Source organism: Dorea sp. BIOML-A1, assembly GCF_009875615.1.
In the GTDB taxonomy this organism is placed as follows: Bacteria; Bacillota; Clostridia; order Lachnospirales; family Lachnospiraceae; genus Dorea_A; species Dorea_A amylophila.
This window is the reverse complement of the sequence record NZ_WWSA01000002.1, coordinates 98,687-119,710: the sequence shown is the minus strand read 5'-3', so window position 1 is coordinate 119,710 and position 21,024 is coordinate 98,687. Positions and strand designations below refer to the sequence as shown.

The 21,024-nt window shown below is 41.8% G+C and carries 19 protein-coding genes; 4 read left to right on the top strand and 15 right to left on the bottom strand.

From position 1 onward, the window contains the following. Positions 1-4 precede the first annotated feature (4 nt). Positions 5-268, bottom strand: a complete 264-nt coding sequence (locus GT508_RS01340; protein ID WP_055281563.1) for an IreB family regulatory phosphoprotein — start codon at positions 266-268, stop codon at positions 5-7. A gap of 57 nt (positions 269-325) precedes the next feature. Next, positions 326-1,654 carry a tRNA (N(6)-L-threonylcarbamoyladenosine(37)-C(2))-methylthiotransferase MtaB gene (gene mtaB, locus GT508_RS01335; RefSeq protein WP_117597218.1) on the bottom strand — a complete coding sequence of 443 codons (1,329 nt, stop codon included), beginning with the start codon at positions 1,652-1,654 and terminating at the stop codon, positions 326-328. 142 nt (positions 1,655-1,796) lie between these two features. Between mtaB and GT508_RS01330 the strand changes: the two genes are divergently transcribed. Beyond that, complete coding sequence (locus GT508_RS01330; protein WP_006428559.1) at positions 1,797-2,030, top strand: HPr family phosphocarrier protein; 234 nt, start codon at positions 1,797-1,799, stop codon at positions 2,028-2,030. Between the two features lie 68 nt (positions 2,031-2,098). Here GT508_RS01330 and thiI read toward each other — a convergent pair whose 3' ends face one another. From thiI to prmA, 4 genes are read right to left on the bottom strand one after another with little or no spacing between them, the layout of a single operon-like run. After that, positions 2,099-3,286: a tRNA uracil 4-sulfurtransferase ThiI gene (gene thiI / locus GT508_RS01325; protein ID WP_028086996.1), complete on the bottom strand. Its 1,188-nt coding sequence runs from the start codon at positions 3,284-3,286 to the stop codon at positions 2,099-2,101. Positions 3,287-3,331: 45 nt separating this feature from the next. After that, positions 3,332-4,492, bottom strand: a complete 1,161-nt coding sequence (locus tag GT508_RS01320) for a cysteine desulfurase family protein (RefSeq protein WP_161143414.1) — start codon at positions 4,490-4,492, stop codon at positions 3,332-3,334. Positions 4,493-4,537: 45 nt separating this feature from the next. Then, positions 4,538-5,275 (bottom strand): 16S rRNA (uracil(1498)-N(3))-methyltransferase, encoded by a 738-nt coding sequence (locus tag GT508_RS01315; RefSeq protein WP_161143413.1) that lies wholly within the window; start codon positions 5,273-5,275, stop codon positions 4,538-4,540. Positions 5,276-5,285: 10 nt separating this feature from the next. Continuing rightward, positions 5,286-6,239, bottom strand: coding sequence for a 50S ribosomal protein L11 methyltransferase (prmA, locus tag GT508_RS01310; protein WP_117597214.1), 954 nt, complete (start codon positions 6,237-6,239; stop codon positions 5,286-5,288). Positions 6,240-6,580: 341 nt separating this feature from the next. On the opposite strand from prmA, the gene GT508_RS14390 reads away from it, so the two are divergent. Beyond that, entirely contained in the window at positions 6,581-6,724 is a 144-nt protein-coding gene (locus GT508_RS14390; protein ID WP_171029315.1) for a hypothetical protein, read from the top strand. Between the two features lie 10 nt (positions 6,725-6,734). Here the strand turns inward: GT508_RS14390 and GT508_RS01305 are convergent, their stop codons facing one another. From GT508_RS01305 to GT508_RS01295, 3 genes are all read right to left on the bottom strand, one after another. Beyond that, the gene (locus tag GT508_RS01305) at positions 6,735-8,237 is read right to left on the bottom strand and encodes an ATP-binding protein (protein ID WP_117597212.1); all 1,503 of its coding nucleotides are present in this window, start codon (positions 8,235-8,237) and stop codon (positions 6,735-6,737) included. Between the two features lie 34 nt (positions 8,238-8,271). Next, complete coding sequence (locus tag GT508_RS01300; protein ID WP_161143423.1) at positions 8,272-9,555, bottom strand: vWA domain-containing protein; 1,284 nt, start codon at positions 9,553-9,555, stop codon at positions 8,272-8,274. A 105-nt stretch (positions 9,556-9,660) separates the two neighbouring features. Next, on the bottom strand, positions 9,661-10,632 hold the full coding sequence (locus GT508_RS01295) for a leucine-rich repeat protein (RefSeq protein WP_161143412.1): 972 nt from the start codon (positions 10,630-10,632) through the stop codon (positions 9,661-9,663). 126 nt (positions 10,633-10,758) lie between these two features. Here GT508_RS01295 and GT508_RS01290 point away from each other — a divergent pair, with 126 nt between their 5' ends. After that, positions 10,759-11,652, top strand: coding sequence for a polysaccharide deacetylase family protein (locus GT508_RS01290; RefSeq protein WP_226851447.1), 894 nt, complete (start codon positions 10,759-10,761; stop codon positions 11,650-11,652). 76 nt (positions 11,653-11,728) lie between these two features. Here GT508_RS01290 and GT508_RS01285 read toward each other — a convergent pair whose 3' ends face one another. From GT508_RS01285 to GT508_RS01260, 6 genes are all read right to left on the bottom strand, one after another. Beyond that, positions 11,729-13,471 (bottom strand): cohesin domain-containing protein, encoded by a 1,743-nt coding sequence (locus GT508_RS01285; RefSeq protein WP_161143411.1) that lies wholly within the window; start codon positions 13,469-13,471, stop codon positions 11,729-11,731. Between the two features lie 33 nt (positions 13,472-13,504). Continuing rightward, positions 13,505-14,926, bottom strand: coding sequence for an LCP family protein (locus tag GT508_RS01280; RefSeq protein ID WP_161143410.1), 1,422 nt, complete (start codon positions 14,924-14,926; stop codon positions 13,505-13,507). Between the two features lie 95 nt (positions 14,927-15,021). Beyond that, positions 15,022-15,948: a glycosyltransferase family 2 protein gene (locus tag GT508_RS01275; protein ID WP_028087006.1), complete on the bottom strand. Its 927-nt coding sequence runs from the start codon at positions 15,946-15,948 to the stop codon at positions 15,022-15,024. 17 nt (positions 15,949-15,965) lie between these two features. Next, positions 15,966-17,273 carry an O-antigen polymerase gene (locus tag GT508_RS01270; protein ID WP_161143409.1) on the bottom strand — a complete coding sequence of 436 codons (1,308 nt, stop codon included), beginning with the start codon at positions 17,271-17,273 and terminating at the stop codon, positions 15,966-15,968. After that, positions 17,257-18,393: an LCP family protein gene (locus tag GT508_RS01265; protein ID WP_161143408.1), complete on the bottom strand. Its 1,137-nt coding sequence runs from the start codon at positions 18,391-18,393 to the stop codon at positions 17,257-17,259. The genes GT508_RS01270 and GT508_RS01265 overlap by 17 nt, the downstream gene beginning before the upstream one ends. A gap of 18 nt (positions 18,394-18,411) precedes the next feature. Further along, on the bottom strand, positions 18,412-19,815 hold the full coding sequence (locus GT508_RS01260; RefSeq protein WP_138376295.1) for an undecaprenyl-phosphate glucose phosphotransferase: 1,404 nt from the start codon (positions 19,813-19,815) through the stop codon (positions 18,412-18,414). 221 nt (positions 19,816-20,036) lie between these two features. On the opposite strand from GT508_RS01260, the gene GT508_RS01255 reads away from it, so the two are divergent. Then, entirely contained in the window at positions 20,037-21,017 is a 981-nt protein-coding gene (locus GT508_RS01255) for a glycosyltransferase family 2 protein (protein ID WP_055281588.1), read from the top strand. Positions 21,018-21,024: the final 7 nt, after the last annotated feature.

The following is a 21,024-nucleotide window of genomic DNA, read 5'->3' as shown; positions in this document are numbered from 1 at the left end:
GTCATTATTTCCACTCATTATGCTCAATATACGTCTTGAGCATCTCTTCTACCAGTTCATCTCTTTCCATCTTCATGATCAGACTTCTGGCTCCGTTATGGCTTGTGATATAAGTCGGATCGCCGGACATAATGTATCCTACGATCTGATTTACCGGATTATATCCCTTTTCACTCAATGCCTTGTATACGATTTCCAGAATATCTTTTGCACTGATCTGCGGTCCACTTTCCACCTGGAAAAACTGGGTATTTGTCATATTTTTCATGTAATCACGTCCTCCAAAAATATTTCAATTTTATTCTACATGATTAAATCTTAAATTTCAATGCAATATTTGTAATTGGTTTTCAATTTCTACATTTACAAGCTGATTAATAAGATTATTCGGATTTTTTACACCAATTTTCACATATTCCTTTGTGTGGCCAATCTGTAATTCTTCTCCGTTGCGTATAATTTTCTCTTCGATCAGAACTTCCTGCGTGGTTCCGATCAGTCTTTCTTCGTATGCGGCCTGTTTTCTATGGCTCAGTTCTATAAGTTCCGCACTTCTTACAGCCTTGATCTGATCCGGGACCTGGTCTTTCATTGCTGCGGCCTTCGTTCCTTCTCTTCTGGAATATTTGAAAATGTGTGTCTCGTAGAAATCCACTTTATCTACAAATGCTTTTGACTCGGCAAATTCTTCTTCCGTTTCTCCCGGGAATCCGACGATCACATCTGTTGTAAGTGCCGGGTTACGGAAATACTTACGGAGCAGCCGGCATTTTTCGTAATACTCTTCTGCAGTGTATCTGCGGTTCATACGCTTCAGTGTTGCATTACATCCGCTCTGCAGTGACAGATGGAAATGCGGACACATCTTCGGAAGCTGTGCGATCGTCTGTACAAATTCCTCCGTGATGATTCTTGGTTCCAGTGATCCGAGGCGGATTCTTTCAATTCCATCTACTTCGTGGATCGCAAGGATCAGGGATAACAGATTGTCATCGCAGTCGATTCCATAGGAACTCAGATGGATTCCCGTCAGTACCACTTCTTTGTATCCGTTGGCCGCCAATGTCTTTACTTCTTCAAGTACGCTGTCACGGCTTCTGCTTCTTACTCTTCCTCTTGCAAATGGAATAATACAGTAAGAACAGAACTGGTTACATCCATCCTGTACCTTGATATACGCTCTCGTATGCTCTGCTGCCGTGCTTAAATGCAGATCTTCATACGCTTTTTCATGATTGATATCCAGAATCTCCTGATAGGTCTCTGCCGCTTTTTCCTGTTTTGCCGGTGTTCCGGCCTGGGCATCCGGATTTTTCTCTTTCTCATAATTTTCCAGGATCTCGACAATATTCTGCTTCTTGTTATTTCCGATGACAATATCGATTCCATCCGGGATGTCATCTTTTCTGGCCTGCACGTAACAGCCACAGGCAACGACAATCGAATCCGGATTCATCTTTCTTGCCCTGTGCAGCATCTGTCTGGATTTCCGGTCTGCCATATTTGTCACTGTACAGGTATTGATGATATACACATCTGCACCTTCCTGAAACGGCACGATCTCATATCCGTGCTTTTCCAGCAGTTCCTGCATGGCTTCCGTCTCATACGCATTCACTTTGCACCCGAGATTATGCAATGCTACTTTCTTCATGTATCTGTTCCTTTCTTTTTACACATTGTTGTAACTTCTAACGAAAATCTTCTGAATTCTTTGGCAATTTGTTTCTTGACTTTTCCTCGTCTGACTCTTAATATATCTATAGAACAAGAAATGAATCAAGGAGGGTATTCCAATGAAAACAGTAAAAATTTCTTTAAATTCAATTGACAAAGTAAAATCATTTGTAAATGACATCACAAAATTTGATTATGATTTTGATCTTGTATCCGGAAGATATGTCATTGATGCAAAATCAATCATGGGAATCTTCAGCTTAGATCTTTCTAAACCGATCGATCTGAACATCCACGCTGATGACAACGTAGAAGAGATCATGGAAATGTTAAAACCATATCTTTGTGACTAATCAGTAATAAAAGTAAATGATCTACTTAGAGAAAGGGCTGACCTGTTTAAGGGTTCAGCCCTCTTTTTTTATTTTACTTCAATGACCTCAACAGTCTCGATCGCCTGCTTCATCAGCTCATCAATCTTCTCATTCAGATTCTCTTCCGAACGCCGGATCACATCAATATTCGGCTTTGTTACCGGATGTTTTGCCACGAAGATCGTACAGCAGTCTTCGAATGGCTGGATGGATGTCTCGTAAGTATCGATCTTCTCTGATACATCCACGATCTCCTGCTTGTCAAATCCGATCAGCGGACGGTAAACCGGCATCGTACATACATCATTGGTTGCCGCAAGGCTCTGCATGGTCTGACTTGCCACCTGTCCGATACTCTCACCTGTGATCATACCTAAGCATCCATCTTCTTTTGCAAAATGCTCTGCAATACGCATCATATATCTTCTCATAATGATCGTCAGTTCATCGTGCGGGCACTGGTCATAGATATAAAGCTGGATGTCAGTAAAGTTAACTACGTGAAGCTTGATCGGTCCGGAATATTTTGCTACCTTCTTCGCAAGATCCACAACTTTCTGTTTTGCACGCTCACTTGTATACGGCGGTGCGTGGAAATAAGTTGCTTCAAGACTCACACCACGTTTTGATACCATATATCCCGCAACCGGGCTGTCAATACCACCGGATAACAGCAGCATCGCCGAACCATTCGTTCCAACCGGCATTCCGCCTGCTCCCGGGATGATCTGTGAATACACGTAAATCTCATTTCTTACTTCTACATTGACCATGACATCCGGATGATGCACATCAACTTTGATTCCGCTCTCCGGAAATGCATACAAAATAGCCTCTCCAAGGTCACGGCTGATCTCCATAGAATTCAATGGGTACGACTTCTTTGCACGTCTGGATTCTACTTTGAATGTGAAGTTCTTATCCGGATACATCTCATCCATATATGCCACAACGTCTTTCTTCAGTTCCTCAAATCCTTTATCCTCCATACGGACAACCGGACAGATTCCGACCAGACCAAATACCTTTTTCAGATGTTCTACCGTCTCATCATAATCGTAATCTCCTTCACAGTCCACATAGATTCTCGCCTGTGACTTATGCACATCAAACTGTCCGTCCACATCCTTTAATGCATAGCGCACCTGACGTACCAGTGCATCCTCGAACAGATGACGGTTCTTTCCCTTAATTCCAATCTCTCCATATTTTAATAAAAATGTATGAAATCTCATCTTCTGATTCCTTTCCTGATTTCTTTCTCTTTTATCGTGATCTACTTAATGTCTGGTATATCTTCTAAGCATCGGTACTATATTATATAGTGCATCGAGCGTATAGTCAATCTCTTCCATCGTAGTAAATTCTGACATACTGAACCTGAGGGTCGCATCCAGGAACTCCTGCCTTGCGCCGATTCCCTTTAACACACCGCTGATCTGTGGATGATTGGATGCACATGCCGAACCGGATGATACATAGATTCCCTTATCTTCCAGCGCATGCAGCAATACTTCACTCCGGATACCTGCGATTCCTACACTGATAATATGCGGTGCCGATGTCTCATCATATAATCCGTGGATCGTCGTATTCTCAATCTTTTCCACGCCTTCGATGAAATGCTGCTTTAGCATCCTCATCTTCTCTACCTTCTTATCCAGGTTGTCGTAAATCGTCTTTGCCGCCAGGGAAAGTCCTGCGATTCCCGGTACATTTTCTGTTCCGGAACGCATATCATGCTGCTGGCCGCCTCCATAAACGATCGGACGGATCTTTACATTTTCACCGATGTATAAAGCACCCACACCCTTCGGTCCGTGGATCTTATGACCACTGACGGAACACATATCTACCTTAAGTTTCTTCGGGTAAATCTTATATTTTCCAAATCCCTGTACCGCATCGACATGGAATAAAATATCTTTATTATATGCCTTTACGATACTTGCCGCTTCCTGGATCGGCTGGACAGAACCCACCTCATTATTCACATACATGATCGATACCAGAATCGTATCTTCACACAGTGCTTCCTGCAATGCATCCAGACGGATCCTTCCATATTGATCTACCGGAAGATAGGTTACACGGAATCCTTCTTCCTCTTCCAGGAAACGCATGGTATTAATGATCGCCGGATGTTCAATAGATGACGTGATCAGGTGGTTGCCTGCACGCTTGTTCGCCCTTGCTGCACCGATCAGCGCCATATTGTCACTTTCGGTACCGCCGGAAGTAAAATACACTTCCTTTTCCTGTACTTTCCATAGTCTTGCAAATGTCTCTTTTGCTTCTTTTATATATTTTTCTGCTTCCATACCCTTGTTATGCATGGAAGACGGATTGCCATAGTCTTCACACATAACCTTCTGCACCAGTTCCCCGACGCTTCGATATGCCATAGTGGTCGCCGAATTATCCAGATATACTTCCTTCATTTCTTCACTTCCTGTACTCTTCATTCTTAGTATTAGATTATGTCTCTACCCTTCCAGATGGAACATCAGAACCGAAAGCATTGTAAGTCCGGCCGTCTCTGTACGGAGGATTCTCTTTCCAAGTGTCAGCGGCTCTGCCCCGGCTTTCACAGCCTGTTCTACTTCTTCTTTCTCAAAGCCGCCTTCCGGTCCGATAAAGATGCCAACCGACTGCCCCGGCCGGATCTCTGCAATGATCTGCTTCGTCTCTTCCATGCCTTCTGCCAGTTCATACGGGATCAGGACAACATCCAGTTCCTCTGCACACTTCAGGGCCTGTGCATAGGTACACACTTCTCCTACTGCCGGGATAATGCCTCTTCCTGCCTGCTTTGCCGCACTGACTGCGATCTGCTGCCAGCGTTCGACCTTCTTTTTTGCTTTCTTTGCATCCAACTTTACTACTGCACGCTTCGTTGCCACCGGAATCACCTGGTATACACCCAGTTCCACCGCTTTCTGCACGATCAGTTCCATCTTGTCCTGTTTTGGGAGTCCCTGAAACAGATAGATTTTTGACGGAAGTTCGCTCTCATCCTTCTTTTTCTCCAGAATCTTAAGTACCGCCATGTCTTCTTCGTAAGATTCCACCACACACACATAGAGCCACCCGTCACCGTCCCCAATGGTCAGTTCCTCGCCGGTCTTCATACGGAGCACATTCTTCATATGATTGACGTCACTGCCTTCTACATAGATTTTTTCTTCCCTCACCTGTTCCGGTGATACAAAAAAATGCTGCATATCAGATCCTCTAATTCTTTCTTGCTGTTACAGATACCCACTCACCCTGGTGATTGACTTCCAGGACTTCCAGACCTGCCTCCTTCACAGCTTCTACTACCACATCTTCTTTGTCTTCGATGATTCCACTCGTGATATAGATACCGCCCTTTTTCATCTGATGAATGATCACAGGTGTCAGCGGCACCAGTACATCTGCCAGGATATTTGCTGCTACAATATCATATTTTTCATATCCCACCTTGTCCTGTACTGCTTTATCATCAATGATGTTACCGATCATGACTTCATACTGATCTCTGCTGATTCCGTTATTGTCCATATTCTCATATGTTGCATCGATCGCACACGGATCCAGATCCGTTCCTACGGAATGCTTTGCGCCGAACTTCAATGCCAGCATTCCAAGGATTCCGCTTCCACATCCTACATCTAAGATTTCTGTATCCTCTGTCACATATTTCTTAAGCTGACGGATGCAGAGCTGTGTTGTCTCATGCATACCGGTTCCGAATGCTGTACCCGGATCGATATGGATCACCATCTTGTCACTGTCCTTCGCCTCGACATTTTCCCATGAAGGAATGACAAGAATGTCATCAATATAGAACTGATGGAAATACTGTTTCCAGTTATTCACCCAGTCTACATCCTCTGTCTGTGATTCTTCAATCGTACATTCTCCTACATTCAGGTAGCTTCTCATCTCTTCCAATTCCTGTCTGACTTTCAGTAACAGTTCCTGTTTGTCTACATCTTCGTCCAGATAGAATGTCAGATATGCACATCCATCATCTTCCGGTATATCCGGCAGGATGTCTACGAACATCTGCTCTTTGTCAGACTGGGTGAGCGGTATCTTGTCCTCGATCTGCACTCCCTCGATTCCAAGATCAGCAAGCATGCTGCTGACAATATCTTCTGCCTCTGTCGTCGTCTTCAGGCGAAACTGATTCCATTTCATATATATTCTCCTTTATGTCATCTTATATTTTTTACGTTCATTCATCGTATATGCTGCTCTTATATGCGTTATATCCGCAATCCTCCCAGTATCCATATACATTGTTTATTCTAACACCTGTGCCGTTTAAAGTAAATGTACTTCTTTTGTTAAAACTCCGTTAAGAAATTAACGTATTCTGTTCAGACCGTGTTAAGAAGCCCTTTCTTCTCTTTCACTGCCTTGCCAAAATGCATATAATGTATCCGGAAGCAAAATTCCATATCATATTTACACAAAAGCTGCCACATTGGGTTCTTTGAAATCTCCCGGCGGCGAACATCAGCAAGGAGGACTTTTTTATGAATATTGGTATTTTAATTCTTATGATCATCGGCGGAGGTGTCGGCGTACTGTCGTCTCTTTATATTGCACTCAGTTTTCCGGCAGTCATTATCTGGAAAATTTTCCGTAAGATCCGCCACGGATATAAACTTACATATTAAATTTTAACCATTATTTTACGGCAGTGTTCAGATCCTGTTCGATCTCATCCATTTCGGACAGGATCTCTTCCTGCTGTTTGTCAAATAACAATTTCTTATTGTACTGATAATACTTGTCGCAGTCATTTTCCTTCAGGAACTGAATACTGTAATAATTCGTGTTAAGCTCTGTCACGAAAGAGACCATCTCCTGACTGTCTCCGAATGCATCTTCCATGAACTCAAATGCGTGTTCCAGCGCAGCAAGTGTATGCTCTGTCAGTTCTTCCCGCCCTGCCACTTCATTGCCAAACAATTCCTTTACACGTTCAAATGCTGCTTCTCCGTCCAGATGTTCCTCTTTCGTAAGCTGTTCATAGGATTCCAGCGTATCCAGTACCTGTTTGCGTACATGATCTTCCTGCTTTGTCATCTGCTCTTCTTTCCGGAGTTTTTCGTACTTGTCCCTCGCTTCACAGACTACAAGATCGATCTGCAGATTGGATCTTAATAACTTCAGATATTCATATAAGATCGTCACAAACCGGTCTTTCAGGAAATAATCTTTAAAGCAGGTTCCCAGTCTTCCGATCAGCATGTTAACTACACTGAGACGCTCATCAAATGCTGCATACTGCAGTCTTTCCAAGGTGTCCTTTGTGTAGACACCTTCAATGATCTTCTCAAGTCCGTAATCTTTCTTGTATTTTCTGTACAGTTCCAGATAATTTGCAAAATCCTTTGCAATCTTCCAGTGCTGAATGTACTGATGAACGACCTCTCTGTCTGCTTTCTTTCCCAGCTTCTCATATGTCTTCAGAAGCTGGGAGAGATCTTCCCATCCTCTGGCCGTTGCAAAGACTCTTCCGTCTACTGTCGTCTCCATGCGATAGAAATAATCTCTGCGGATTTCCAGATATGCAAGGATTGCCGGATGGATATCTGCCTGATATGCGTATTCTTTCCAGACATCATAGTTCACATCCACATCGATCTTCTTGATACGATCGAGCGTCACCACATCAAAATCGCGAACCGACTTATTATATTCCGGCGGATTGCCTGCCGCCACGATGATCCAGCCTTCCGGGATCTTCTGATTGCCGAACATCTTACACTGCAGGAACTGCAGCATCGTCGGTGCCAGCGTCTCTGACACACAGTTGATCTCATCGATGAAGAGGATTCCTTCTTTTAATCCGGTCTCTTCCATCTTATCGTATATTGAGGCAATAATCTCACTCATCGTATATTCGGTAACGGAATATTCTTTTCCGCTATATACTTTTTTTTCAATAAATGGCAGTCCCACCGCACTCTGTCTGGTGTGGTGCGTAATCGTATATGCCACAAGCGCCACTTTACACTCTTTCGCCACCTGCTCCATCACCTGGGTCTTTCCGATTCCCGGAGGCCCCATCAAAAGAATCGGTCTCTGTCTGATCTGTGGAATCATATAATCCCCAAACTCATCTTTGGCAAGATATGCCTCGATAGAATCTTTGATTTCTTTCTTTGCTCGCTTTATATCCATTTATTTTCTTTCCTCCATGTATTTCAACATTTCCTTAAAAGTCCTGCCCTTCTTCCAGAATGATCTTGATCGCCCATGGCGGGACATCCACGTCCTCATATTCTTCCTCCATGAACACAAATGCTGTCTCGTAGACTGGGCGCTTCGCCGGATAGATTCCACGTCCGTCCGTAAAATAGATCATCCCCCGCAGATGTTCAAATGCATGCTGCCGGATCATTTCGTCCACATAGGCAAATGCCGGGCGGAAATCCGTTCCGCCTTCGCCTTTTAATTCTAACTTCTCCATATAAGATTTCAATTCTTCCTCACAGGTGATCTTCTGATCCGTCTGGATCTGGTCATCACACTGTATGATATGAATATTCACCTTCCGAAAAAAACTGTCGTTCTCACTCAACACACCGTATGTCTCTTCCAGAAACTTCTTCACCAGTTCTCCGGAGCACGACATTGATGTATCGATCACAATCACAAATTCTTCGACCTTCTGGACTTCCTTCCACTCCTGCGGCTCGATCAATGGCATATTCCCATACAACGACAAACCATAGCTGTAGAAATTATAGTCAAACGAATCCGGGTCTACCGTCATCTCTTCTTTTAAAACCGAAAACTTCCGTAAGAATTCCCGGTAATCCATCCGTTCCCGGTTCTCGACCTTCACCTGATCGATCAGACCGCCCGAACTTTCCGATGCTTCTTTGGAAAATGTCTCCATCTCCGTCTCCATACGTTCGCTGATGTCCTGCCACTGATTCTCGATCTGGCTCTGCTTCTTCTTATCCTCATCTTTCGGCCAGTAGCTGTGATCGTCCACACGGAAGTCTGACTCTAACTGTCCAAGCTTCGTTTCCGGAAATTCTTCTTTCTTCAGCACTTCATATACCCGTTCTGCTGTAAGTGTCTTCATTTTTTTCTTCAACATCCGGTACATCTCTCTTCTTGGAAGAGACCTGGCCTTCATCACACAGCGGTACTGAAGCCCGTCGATGATGGATTCTGCCACAATGTCGCAGGCCAGATGATAAATCCGCTCTTCTCTTCCCTTTCTCCGGAGCATATGCCGGAAGATACCATGCAGTACCAGATGCAGATAGATCCGGTTCACCATAACGCGGTCTTCCCGGAACAATCCCCCCAGATACTGTGGATCATAATAAAGGTACAGTCCATCCGTTCCCATGCCGTCCGCACCAATATCCGGTATAAATGGCATGCACGACAATGCAACATCCAGGAAACGCATCTTCATATAAAGCTCATTTCTTGCCGTGATCAGGATCTTTCGGCTGACAGACTCCATACGCTCCTGCATGGCAGTTGACTGTGACACAGCCTCTGGTTCTGTTGTTTCTTTCTTTATTTCTTCATTTTTTATACGTCTCTTCGTATCTGCCATATGATTTTACGCTTTTTCTCCTTACAATTCAAACGTCTTTTTCTTCTTCGGGAACAGCTCTTTTCTGACATCCATAAGCACACTCAGACTTTCCGTCCTGTTCCCCTCTGCCGCTACATCCATACCTTTCTGTAAAGACGGTTCACTCCACAGCTTCTTCTGCTCCAGGAACCGGATTCCTTCTATATCTTCTCTCTTTACCAGATACGCTGCCACCGTTTCCATATGCTCCCGTATGTATGTTTTGTAGACATTTTTGTTCTTCTCCGACAATTTCTCCGGAAAACGCAGACGGTTCAGTGCAAGCTCCACCGCCGTCTCTTCTGTATCCTCCGCAACCGTATGATAGAACATCTCATCATATTTCTTATAATCTAATTCCCGGTTATAAAAGCACTGGCGGTAGTATCCTCCCGCACCGTGGTGGTGCGTCTCCAGGATTCTTGCCGGCGTATTCTCTACTGCTTCTTCATAGTGTTCCGGGAAAAGGATTCTGGCTTCCCACATCTGTCCATCTGTACAGTTTTTTTCTTCACCTGCATCATATCGCCAACTGTATCCATACAGATTTACACGGATCTGATAGCGCATCTCTTCCACAATGGATTTTAGACAACTTTTCTTCCCCTCACGGAAATAAATCTCTACTTCCGTCAGATGGCAGCCCGTCAGCGCACCGCCTCCCATGTCCAGCAGCTGATTTCCCATAACCAGTTTCTTAAGATTCCGGCAGCGGTAGAATGCGTAACGACCAACTTCTTCCAAGTCTTCCGGCAGCCAGATTTCTTCCACTTCCAGATTCCTGGCAAATGCATAGTCATCCAGTGCGGTCACAGCTTCGCCTTCTATCTCATCCGGCAGGACCACGTAACTGTCCGTCCCGGAATATTCTGTGATCATCATGCCCTTCGCTGTCTTTTTATACCGAATCTCCGGCGTGATCATATTGTCCTGCTTTTTATTCTTTACCTGTTCATTTATTTTTACATCCATATTCCATTCAATTCCGTCCCTTTTTCTTTCTTCCCTATACTACTATGATTCCCTGCTATTTGCAAGGCAGGTCATAACTTTGTATTCGCTGCATATATATGAACAAATGATTCTTGCGGAGTTCTTATGTCCCGGTTACATAATTACAAACCATTGATCCTCTTATTCTTCTTTTCATTCTGTTTCTTTGCAGGCGGACAGATTGCCCGGATCTTTCCACCTGCGTCTGTCAGAACAGATGATAAAAGTCCATCCGGTAATGCAGCTTCCTCCGGCACAGTTCCGACAGCCTCGACTTCCGGCAATCCCCTCTCCACGATTCTGCCGGCTGCCGAAAACTGGGGTCTCAGCTTTCAGGAGGAAGGCAAAGTTCCTGTCGGTAATGCATCTTTCGATGAGCTTCAGCAATATCACGCCTACTATGCACAAAAGACGGATAAAAAAGTCATCTATCTCACTTTTGACTGCGGCTATGAAAACGGAAATACACCGGCTATCTTGAATGCTTTAAAACGGCACAACGTTCAAGCCACATTTTTTGTTGTCGGAAACTTTCTGCGTGATAATCCGGAACTGATAAAGCAGATGTTAAAAGGAGGCCATACCATCGGCAATCATACCTTCCATCACCCCGATATGTCCCAAATTGCAACAAAGGAGACATTTTCCAGAGAACTTAAGAGTGTAGAAACTCTGTATAAAGATATCACAGGCAAATCCATGACCCGCTTCTACCGGCCGCCACAGGGAAAATACAGTACTGAAAATCTGCAGATGGCAAAAGACATGGGATATCATACCTTCTTCTGGAGTCTTGCCTACGTTGACTGGCTGGCCGACGCGCAGCCATCCAAAGAAGAAGCCTTTGACAAGCTTCTCGGACGGATCCATCCGGGTGCCATCGTGCTGCTGCATAACACCTCCAGTACCAATGGCGAGATTCTGGATGAGCTGCTTGCAAAATGGGAGGAGATGGGGTATACATTTTCTACACTCAAAAAGCTTGTCAGGAACACTTGAAAATAAAAACAAACCGGTTTGCTTCCATCAATTTCTTTCTGATTTCTGCAAACCGGTTCATTCTATTCATCCTATTTTAATCGAGATCAATCACATCCATTTTGAATGTATCATCCATCTCCGCATGACTTCTTCTCTTTTCCGGATGATTACTTAAAAGATCTGCTGTCGCATCAAACAGATCGTCATCATCATAACCTGCTCCGAACAGATCATAATCATCATCTTCTGAATAATAACCTTCAAAGTTGTCAAATGCTTCTTCATCCAGAGGTGTAAATGCTTCAAAATCATTGGTATCCTCCAGATTGATCTTCTTAACAGGTTTACGGATTGCCGGACCTGTCTCGTCTAAGGCACGGACACCTTTGGATGGTTTCTTTTCTCTTTCAGGTTCTGTACGCCTTGCTGGCTTTTTCTGCCTTGCTGATTGTTTCTTAGCAGGCTTGTGCTCCATTGCTTTTGCAATATTTTCTGTCACCCATGGATCCTCATCATCGAAATCATCCTCATAATCTTCAAATTCGTCTTCTCCATAGTCAAATCTTGACGTTTTCTTTACAGCTACTGGTTTTTTAGCTGTCTTTTTATTTTTCTTCTTCTCTTTATTTACTTTTTTCGCAGCTTTTTTCTGAATCTTCTTCTCTGCTTCTTCCTCATCCATATCAATTCCATATTCGTCATACAGATCATCCAATTCAAGATCTCTATAATGAAGTTTTACAGAAGTAATAATTACTACGATCAGCAGTACTGCAAAAAGAACAAGTGCAATAATTACTACGATATCCAAAAAACTATCTACAAAATTTAAAATTTTTCCCCAGATTCCTTTTCCGTTATTGACAGTAGAATCTGACGCTGAAGATGTTCCTGATGATGGCGAATATTTCTGGTACGTACCATCTGTTGTATCATAACGGTATGTTGTCTTTTCTCCATCCGAATTCATCGCATAGACAATATAATATTCCGCATTCTTTGTATCCTGCCATGTATCAAACTCTTTTCCGTTTAATGTAAGTGATGTCTTCTGATACTGGCTTGGCAATGAGATATTTCCGTCATCAGCCAAAGGAATAATATATCTGCCCTTTGCAACCTCTATTACTTCAAGAGGAGCGAATTTTCCGGTATCAGTGTCATACAGATAAAAATCCGCATCTCCTCCGTTTTCAGGTGTAAGATACATTGCAAGTGCACCACTTGATTCCTGCTTAATAATCTGATGATCTGTTCCTTCAAATTTCAACGCATCTCTTACAAAACCATCAGGAATAATCGTATCCGAAAAATCATCCGTTACGATATATTTTGATTTTCCAATCTTAACCTCTGTTCCACCAGCAGCCGAACTGGTATCTTCCTCCTGAATCAGCGATTTATCGCCTTCTGCTATGCTGACAGATGAAGAACCTGGCGTAATCTCCAATGCAACTCCATTGCTATCAATTCCATCAACCTTAGCAACTTCTACCGATGTTGTTCCCTCATCCAATGCCTGGAATTTTAAATTGAATTCCATCGTTGTTCCGGCATTTTCATCATTTCTTGATATTGTAATTGTTCCGTCTCCACCTGTAGCATCATCACCGCTGATGAAGCGCAGCTTTGTTTTATCATAGCTTAATGTTGCCTGAATTGTATTTAACGCTTTCGCAGATGAAACCTTTGCCGTTACATCTACCTCTGCTCCGACACTGGTCTGCGGATCAGAAAATCTGAATTCTGCTGCGGTTGCACTTGCCACACATGTCATTCCAACACACAACATACACATCAAAAGAAATGATACAATTATTTTTTTGACTTTTTTCATGAATAATACCCCTTTTTCTATCTTTATGGTGTTCTACTCTGTGGTACCTTCGCCGCCAGTTGATTCTCCGCCTGTCCCGGTTGAAGTATCTCCCGTTGATGTACCATTTCCTGTCGTTCCTGTACTTCCTGTTGTTCCGCTTCCTGTTCCGGTTGATGTACCACTTCCCGTACTTGTTCCAGTTGTGCTTCCGGTTGTACTTCCCGTTGTCCCTGTACTTCCCGAAGTACCACTGTTACCACTCGTTCCCGATCTGTACGAAGTGCTTCCGGTTGTTCCTGTACTTCCCGAACTGTTCTTTGTTGTTCCACTGTTTCCGGAATATGTCTCTTCCGGCTGTTGCATAAACTCCTGCGTTGATTCGTCTGTATCCGCATCTCTGTTTCCGGCTTTTTTCTCTATCTTTGCACTGATACCCGATACTGTGGAAGACACATCATAATTATCACTTTCTCCATAGAAGAAACTATGCAGCTGCTTTACATTACTTTCCATTGTAACCGGAATAACAACGCTTCCTACATTTCCCAATGTATCGGTTGTCTTATCAAATGGGAACCCTGTTGTTTCTCCCAGTTCATAATCAAACGCATCTTTCGCATATTCAAGGATTTCTGTCATTGTGAAGTTTGTCGAAACCTCCGGAAAGACCTTATCAATAATCTTATTCAACTGTGCCGGTGATGCCTGTTGCAGCTTCTCTACAACTTTCTGCAGAACCGCCCGCTGCCTTTCTGCACGTCTGAAATCATCTCCGGCCGTGTATCTGATTCTGGCATATGCAGTTGCCTGCACACCATTCAGAGTCTGTGTTCCCGGTTCTGTAACTCCCGGAGACAGCTTTCCGGTCACCTTCATAATTTCCTGAACATAACCACAGATGTACGGCATTTCATCTTCCTGTACATCGATATCAATTCCGCCCACAGAATCTACAATGTCTATCATCGAGTTGAAATTCACCGTTACATAATGTTCTATATTCATATCCAAATTCTTATTTAACACTGAAAGAGCACCTTCCGGACCGCCATATGAATATGCTGCATTGATTTTATTCAATGTTCCATCTTCCTGCTCTGACAATGTGTCTCTATATATCGATGCAATTTTCACCTTCATTGTCTTCTTATTCAGGCTTGCAATCATTATTGTATCACTTCTAGTTCCTTTATCCAGATCATTGTCTCTTGAATCCACACCAAACAATGCAACGTTCAGATATCCGCTTCCTCTTTTTTTGGCTTCCTTTGAAACGCTTAATTTATCTGTATCTAACTTTACTGTATTGATCTTCGAAAGTTTACTGGCTACAATGACAGCTCCAATCGCTGCTACCGTTACCAATGTTCCTCCAAGAATGGCTCCAATCTTCTTACCCAAAGACCAGGATGCAAAACCCCTTGTTTTCGACCTTCGTCCCCGTCTTTTATATCTTTTTTTATCTTTTGCCATTACTTTTTATATCCTTTCTTCAGCCGTAGCTTATCATATCATATCTATATTACCTTAAAATATGACAAACTTCAATCAAAAATAAAGCTTTTCGTCTACTTTTCCCAGTAACCCGGACTCATCGAACACCATTTAACGACTTTATCCGGCAATTTTTTATACATTTTCCCCATCCGGTAACCAATGTACTTACACCCACTTTGATAAACCAGTTTGGGAACCAGATGTATTTTCCGCCGTTTTACCAAATGAGCGGCTGTCTGCTTCACCAGTTTTATTCCTTCGCTTTCAGACTTTATACCCTCAAATACTTCCGGATGTTCTGCCTGTGACACAGCCATATCAAAATTGCGGTGAAACTGCTGCATCCCTGTATAATTATGCGAGTGAATCACTCTCGCTTCAGCCACATAAGCGACCTTATATCCGGCATTTATCATATGACCGGCCAATATCATATCCTCATTAAATATTGTTTTCTTGCAGAATCCACCTGCTTTTTCATAAATATTCCGTTTATATGCCGCACAAACGTTAGAACAGAAGAATGTTTTAATGCCCATTTCCTGTAAATCTTCCTTACTTTTTATCCGGCTGTTTTCCGGGTAATTGAATTTTCTGGTATATTTTTCTATATAATTACAATCAGATGCTGCAAGCTGACGTGCATACGCCGCCCCGGTCATTTCATCTTCTTCCAGTACTTTCACCAGATTTCCAATCACATATTCATCTGCTGGCACTGCATCCTGTGTCATAAATACAACAATTTCCGCCTTTGACATCTGCATTCCCATATCCCGTGTTGCGCCATGATCAAATTCCCGGCGTTCTATATGGGATACTTTTACCTTTTCCATCTGCTCTACTTCTTTCGGAAACCTTCCGGCCTTTGTATTGATCACAAAAATAGTGCCGATCGGATATTCCTGTTCCTGAAGTTTTTTCACAAGTCTGCTAAATTTTTCATCTGGTCTGTATGATGGTATCACCACATCTACAGAAGTCTGATCGTTATTCATCTTTTCTTTTTCATCCTCTATTTCTTATCATATCCTACATAGCAATAAATCATCCCTGTAATGATCAGCCAGAACCATGTCGCAGGACTGCTGAACCATGTTGTAAAAAATGCAAGAGCCAGATACACTGCAATCTGTCCATAAAAAAGATATACAACCGGGTTATCACTTTTTTTAATAATATCAATAATGACCTTTGCCACAACACCAATAAGCAAAGCTATCACAAATACTCCAATGACTCCAAAATCATAATAAGCATCATAAAACATTGTAAGCGTTGTCAATTCGGTACTGGTCAGATAGACCGTTGCCGGAACCAGATTTGGCATTACAAATTTCAATCCCGTTAATGACACAAACGGGAATAACATCCGCAGGCCATAAGAAAATTTCGGCAGATTTTTCACCAGACAGTCAAAATTATCGTAGTTATTAGCAATATAGATATACGGCTGGGTCAGAAACACCGGCATATGTGTATATTTCATTTTAAATACATTGTTCAAATATATCGCATCCCGCTTCTGTGACAATGTAATCACCACATACGCTGCACAAACCACAAGACCAAGAAGAACCAAGGTACTTTTCCGCATATTTTTATTTACCAGTATATAAATGACTGCTGCCACACCTATTTCAAACAGAAACTGAAATCTCGATACATAGAGAAACGGAACTGCAAATGCCACTATATTTGCAATAATGATTGCTCCATTACGCCACTTACTTTCCTCAGAATCGATTTTTTTCCAAAGCACCGTAAGTCCCGGTATCAGGATACAACTGATTGCACAATAATGAAGATAATGTAAAGCCGACATTCTGAAATAAGAATACGAATAAGGTTCGTCTGAAAAAACCGGAATATAACCGATCCGGATAATTTCGATTACAAAACATCCGGCCGACACAACCAGCAGCAACATAATACATCGAAAAAGCCTGTTTGCCTTTTTTTTATTTTTTTCAGGTTCTTTTCCCTCTACCCTGCTATACTTTCTTCCCCATTCATATCCTATTCCAAAAGCTATATATATCACAAAAAAGCTCAACCAGGTTATATAGCTCCATGTATCCTGTAATGTACTGAGTTTCAGACAGCTGATTCCCTGGCCCCCTACCCAGGCAAGTGTAAACAGAGCCCTCAGTTCCACAAAGCTTCCACTTTCCCTTACCCAGTGAACATACAAATAAACAGCTTCCACAATCAGAATAATTCCCGAAGCATAATACCATTTTGCCAGTGACGCTATGTAACTGACAAAAAAGCTCAGCATATAAGTTCCATATTCTAAAATAATTTTATTCCGTTCCCTCATTCAGACTGTCTCCTTTAAACGTAGACTCCATTGCATCTGTATTATCTGCTGTTATATCCGTCAGATAAACAATGTCACTGTCAATCTCTTTTACTTTGTCTGATGCCTCATAAGAATCATCATTAAACAGTTCCTGATGTAATTGCTTTACATTCTGTTCCAAACCGATTGGAATGACAAAAGATACACCGCTATGATTCTTCACTGTTTCACTGGTTGTTACCTGATATGGGAATCCATTTGTTGACACCAGATTATAATTCAGTGCATTCGCTGCAAATCCCAGAATCTGTTTTGAAGAAAAACTTGTCGAAATCATCGGAAATACTTCATTTACTATTTTATTTAAAGTAATGAAATTCGCTTTCTGTGCTTTCTTTGCAACCTTTTCTAATACAATTCTCTGTCTCTGTGCACGTTTGAAGTCATTACCACTTGTATAACGGATTCTTGCATATGCCACACCATGAATACCGTCCAGATGCTGTGTACCGGCTTTTTCTTCTATATCCGACCAATGTTCGCCAATCACTCTTGCCGTCTCGGCACCATACAGATTGCACCAGTGTGCTTCTTCTTTCGTCATTTTAATATCAATCCCACCCAGAGCATCAATCACTTTTACAAGCGCATTAAAATTCACACTGACATAATTCTTAATATCAAGATCAAAGTTACGGTTCAGAAGACTGATTGCCTCTTCCGGACCGCCTGTATTATATGCTGAGTTCGCTTTATCATAGCGTCCATTCTGTTGCTGCAGCAACGTATCCCTGTATACAGACACAAGCTTCACGTCACTTGTCTTATTATTGATACTTGCGATCATAATACAGTCACTTTGTACACCGCCGTCCAATTCATTATTTCTCGAATCTAATCCAAACAATGCAATGTTCGTATACTCACCTGTATCCTTATAGACTTCCAGCTTTTTTTTATTCAACACATTATAATCCAGCTTTCCAAGTTTGAATATTCCGTAAGCAGCTACTAATAAAGCAGCCAGAATTATAATTTCAATTGTTAGTAAAATAATTCTTTTTCTTTTTCTTTTGCGCAATTTTTTTTGTCGTTCTTCTCTTAATTGTCTTTTTGTCTTGCGTCTTTTCTTTGCCATTGCCGTCTCCTTTAGAAGCTAATATGCATTCTTATTAATAAAACCTTTGAAAAATGTCAGAAATAATATTTTTATATCAAATCCCAATGTCCAATTTTCAATATAATATAAATCATACTCGATTCTCTTTTGAATCGATGTGTCACCACGTAGTCCATTCACCTGTGCCCATCCGGTAAGTCCCGGCCGCACCTGATGTTTGATCATATATCTTGGGATCTCTTCTTTGAATTTTTCTACAAACTGAGGCCTTTCCGGTCTCGGGCCGATCAGACTCATATCCCCTTTCAGGATATTGATCAGCTGCGGTAATTCGTCAATGCTTGTTTTTCTTATAAACTTTCCTACCGGCGTAACACGCGGATCGTTCTTTACCGTCCATCCATTCTTTTCTTTTGATGCATCCTGTACAACCATAGACCGGAATTTATACATATAGAATGGTTTATTCTGCAGACCGATCCTTTCCTGTTTGAAGATCAGTGGTCCCGGAGATGTCACTTTTATAATAATTGTTATTACCAGCATGACCGGTGAAAATAATGTAAGCGCAACCAACGCTCCAAAAATATCCATTGCCCTTTTTACAAATGCATTCAGCATATTGCTAAGCGGCACTCTTCTTATATTAATTACCGGAAGTCCTACCAAATCTTCCGTATATGGTTTTGTCGGAATGATATTATTATAATCCGGTATAAACTTTGTATGCACACCGGATTTTTCACACATACCTACAATCTTTTCTAATTTATGATATTCTGCCAGTCCGAGAGTGATTGCTATCTCATCCAGTTTATTTTCCGGAAGAACAATCATAAGATTATCGATTCTTCCAAGTACCTTAATTCCTTTATACTCTGTTCCTCTTGGTACATTATCCGCAAGAATTCCTCTCACGATATATCCCCATTCCGGATTTGCTTTAATTCTGTCAATATACTGTTCCGCCGCACGGCTATATCCGATCAGCAGAATGTGCTTCTGGTTATATCCCTGCTTCCGCATATCCCGCAGCACTTCACGGATAATATTTCTTACAACAACCTCTAAAAATACATTCACCAGGAAAAATACAAAAATCATTCCCCTTGAAAAATCAGGCTGCTTCCACACATATAACAGTAAAATAAATGCCATCAGACCAATTACATTCGCCTGAATGATATGCCATGCTTCCAGTCTGCGTCCCTGCACACGTTTTGGTGTATATAACTGGAATCCATAATATAAGACCAGATATCCCGGCACAATTACAATCAACACTTTTGCATATTCCTGCAACGATAAAAACCATGGATCCAATTCAAAAATCCCGCTTTTAAATCTCAGGTACCACGATGCAATATATGAAAATACAATTACGACTGCATCTATTACTACATGTAATCTGTTTAATAACTTTTGATTATCCTTTATCAATGTTCCTCACCCATATTTATCTAATTTTACATTACGTTTTATCTTACAATAATTTTTTCCTTACGGCAACCCATTATACCACAGTTTTTCTTAATACTTTATTAATAATTTTGAAATATATTTAAAAAATTATTTTACGCAATCTTCATATAGCACCCTCTTCTTTTTTTTGCTATAATAGACACAAATCAGAAAATAGAGATCGGAGTATTTTTCAAACTATGAAAGTAACAATTATCATCCCAAACTATAACGGGAAACATTTTATGGAGCCCTGCCTCCAGTCATTATCAGAACAGACCTGCAGGGATTTCAAAGTATTAGTGGTTGACAACGCATCTTCTGATGGAAGTCTGGAATATATGAGTGAGCACTACCCAGATATAGAAGTTATCTCCTTAAAGAAAAATTACGGTTTCAGTAAAGCGGTCAATGTCGGAATCGAACATTCCACTACACCTTATGTGATATTGCTCAATAATGATACGACCGTTGATACACACTATGTAGAAGAAATGATCAAAGCGATTGAAAAATCTCCGCGCATCTTTTCTGTCAGCAGTAAGATGATCCAGATGTATCATCCAGAACTGATCGACAGCGCCGGTGATCTTTATACCTTAATGGGTTGGGGCGTGTGCCGCGGAACCGGACGTCCTGTCTCCAATTACACAAAAGCAGATCAGATATTTACCGCATGCGCCGGAGCAGCCATCTACCGTCGAAATGCTTTTTCAAAAATCGGCTTATTTGATGAAAACCATTTTGCATACCTTGAAGATATCGATGTCGGATACCGTGCCAAAATTTACGGCTACAAAAATACATACTGTCCCACAGCACTTGTCTACCATGTAGGAAGCGGTACAAGCGGTTCAAAATATAACTCTTTCAAGGTTAAATTATCTGCCCGCAACAATATTTACCTGAATTACAAAAACATGCCTTTCTTACAGCTGGTTTTGAACTTTATTCCTCTTTTTCTCGGCTGTGTTGTCAAATATCTGTTTTTCATGCATAAGGGGTTCGGTAAAGACTATGCCTGCGGAATAAAAGAAGGGCTTTCCCATGCCCGGGAACAGAAAAAAGTTGCTTTTAAGCTGCGGCACCTGCCTAACTATATTTTGATCGAGTTTGAACTGATTCTTCATACTCTTTCTTATGCCAGAGACTGGTTTAGACGAAAATTATTCAAAAAATAGAAAAAAC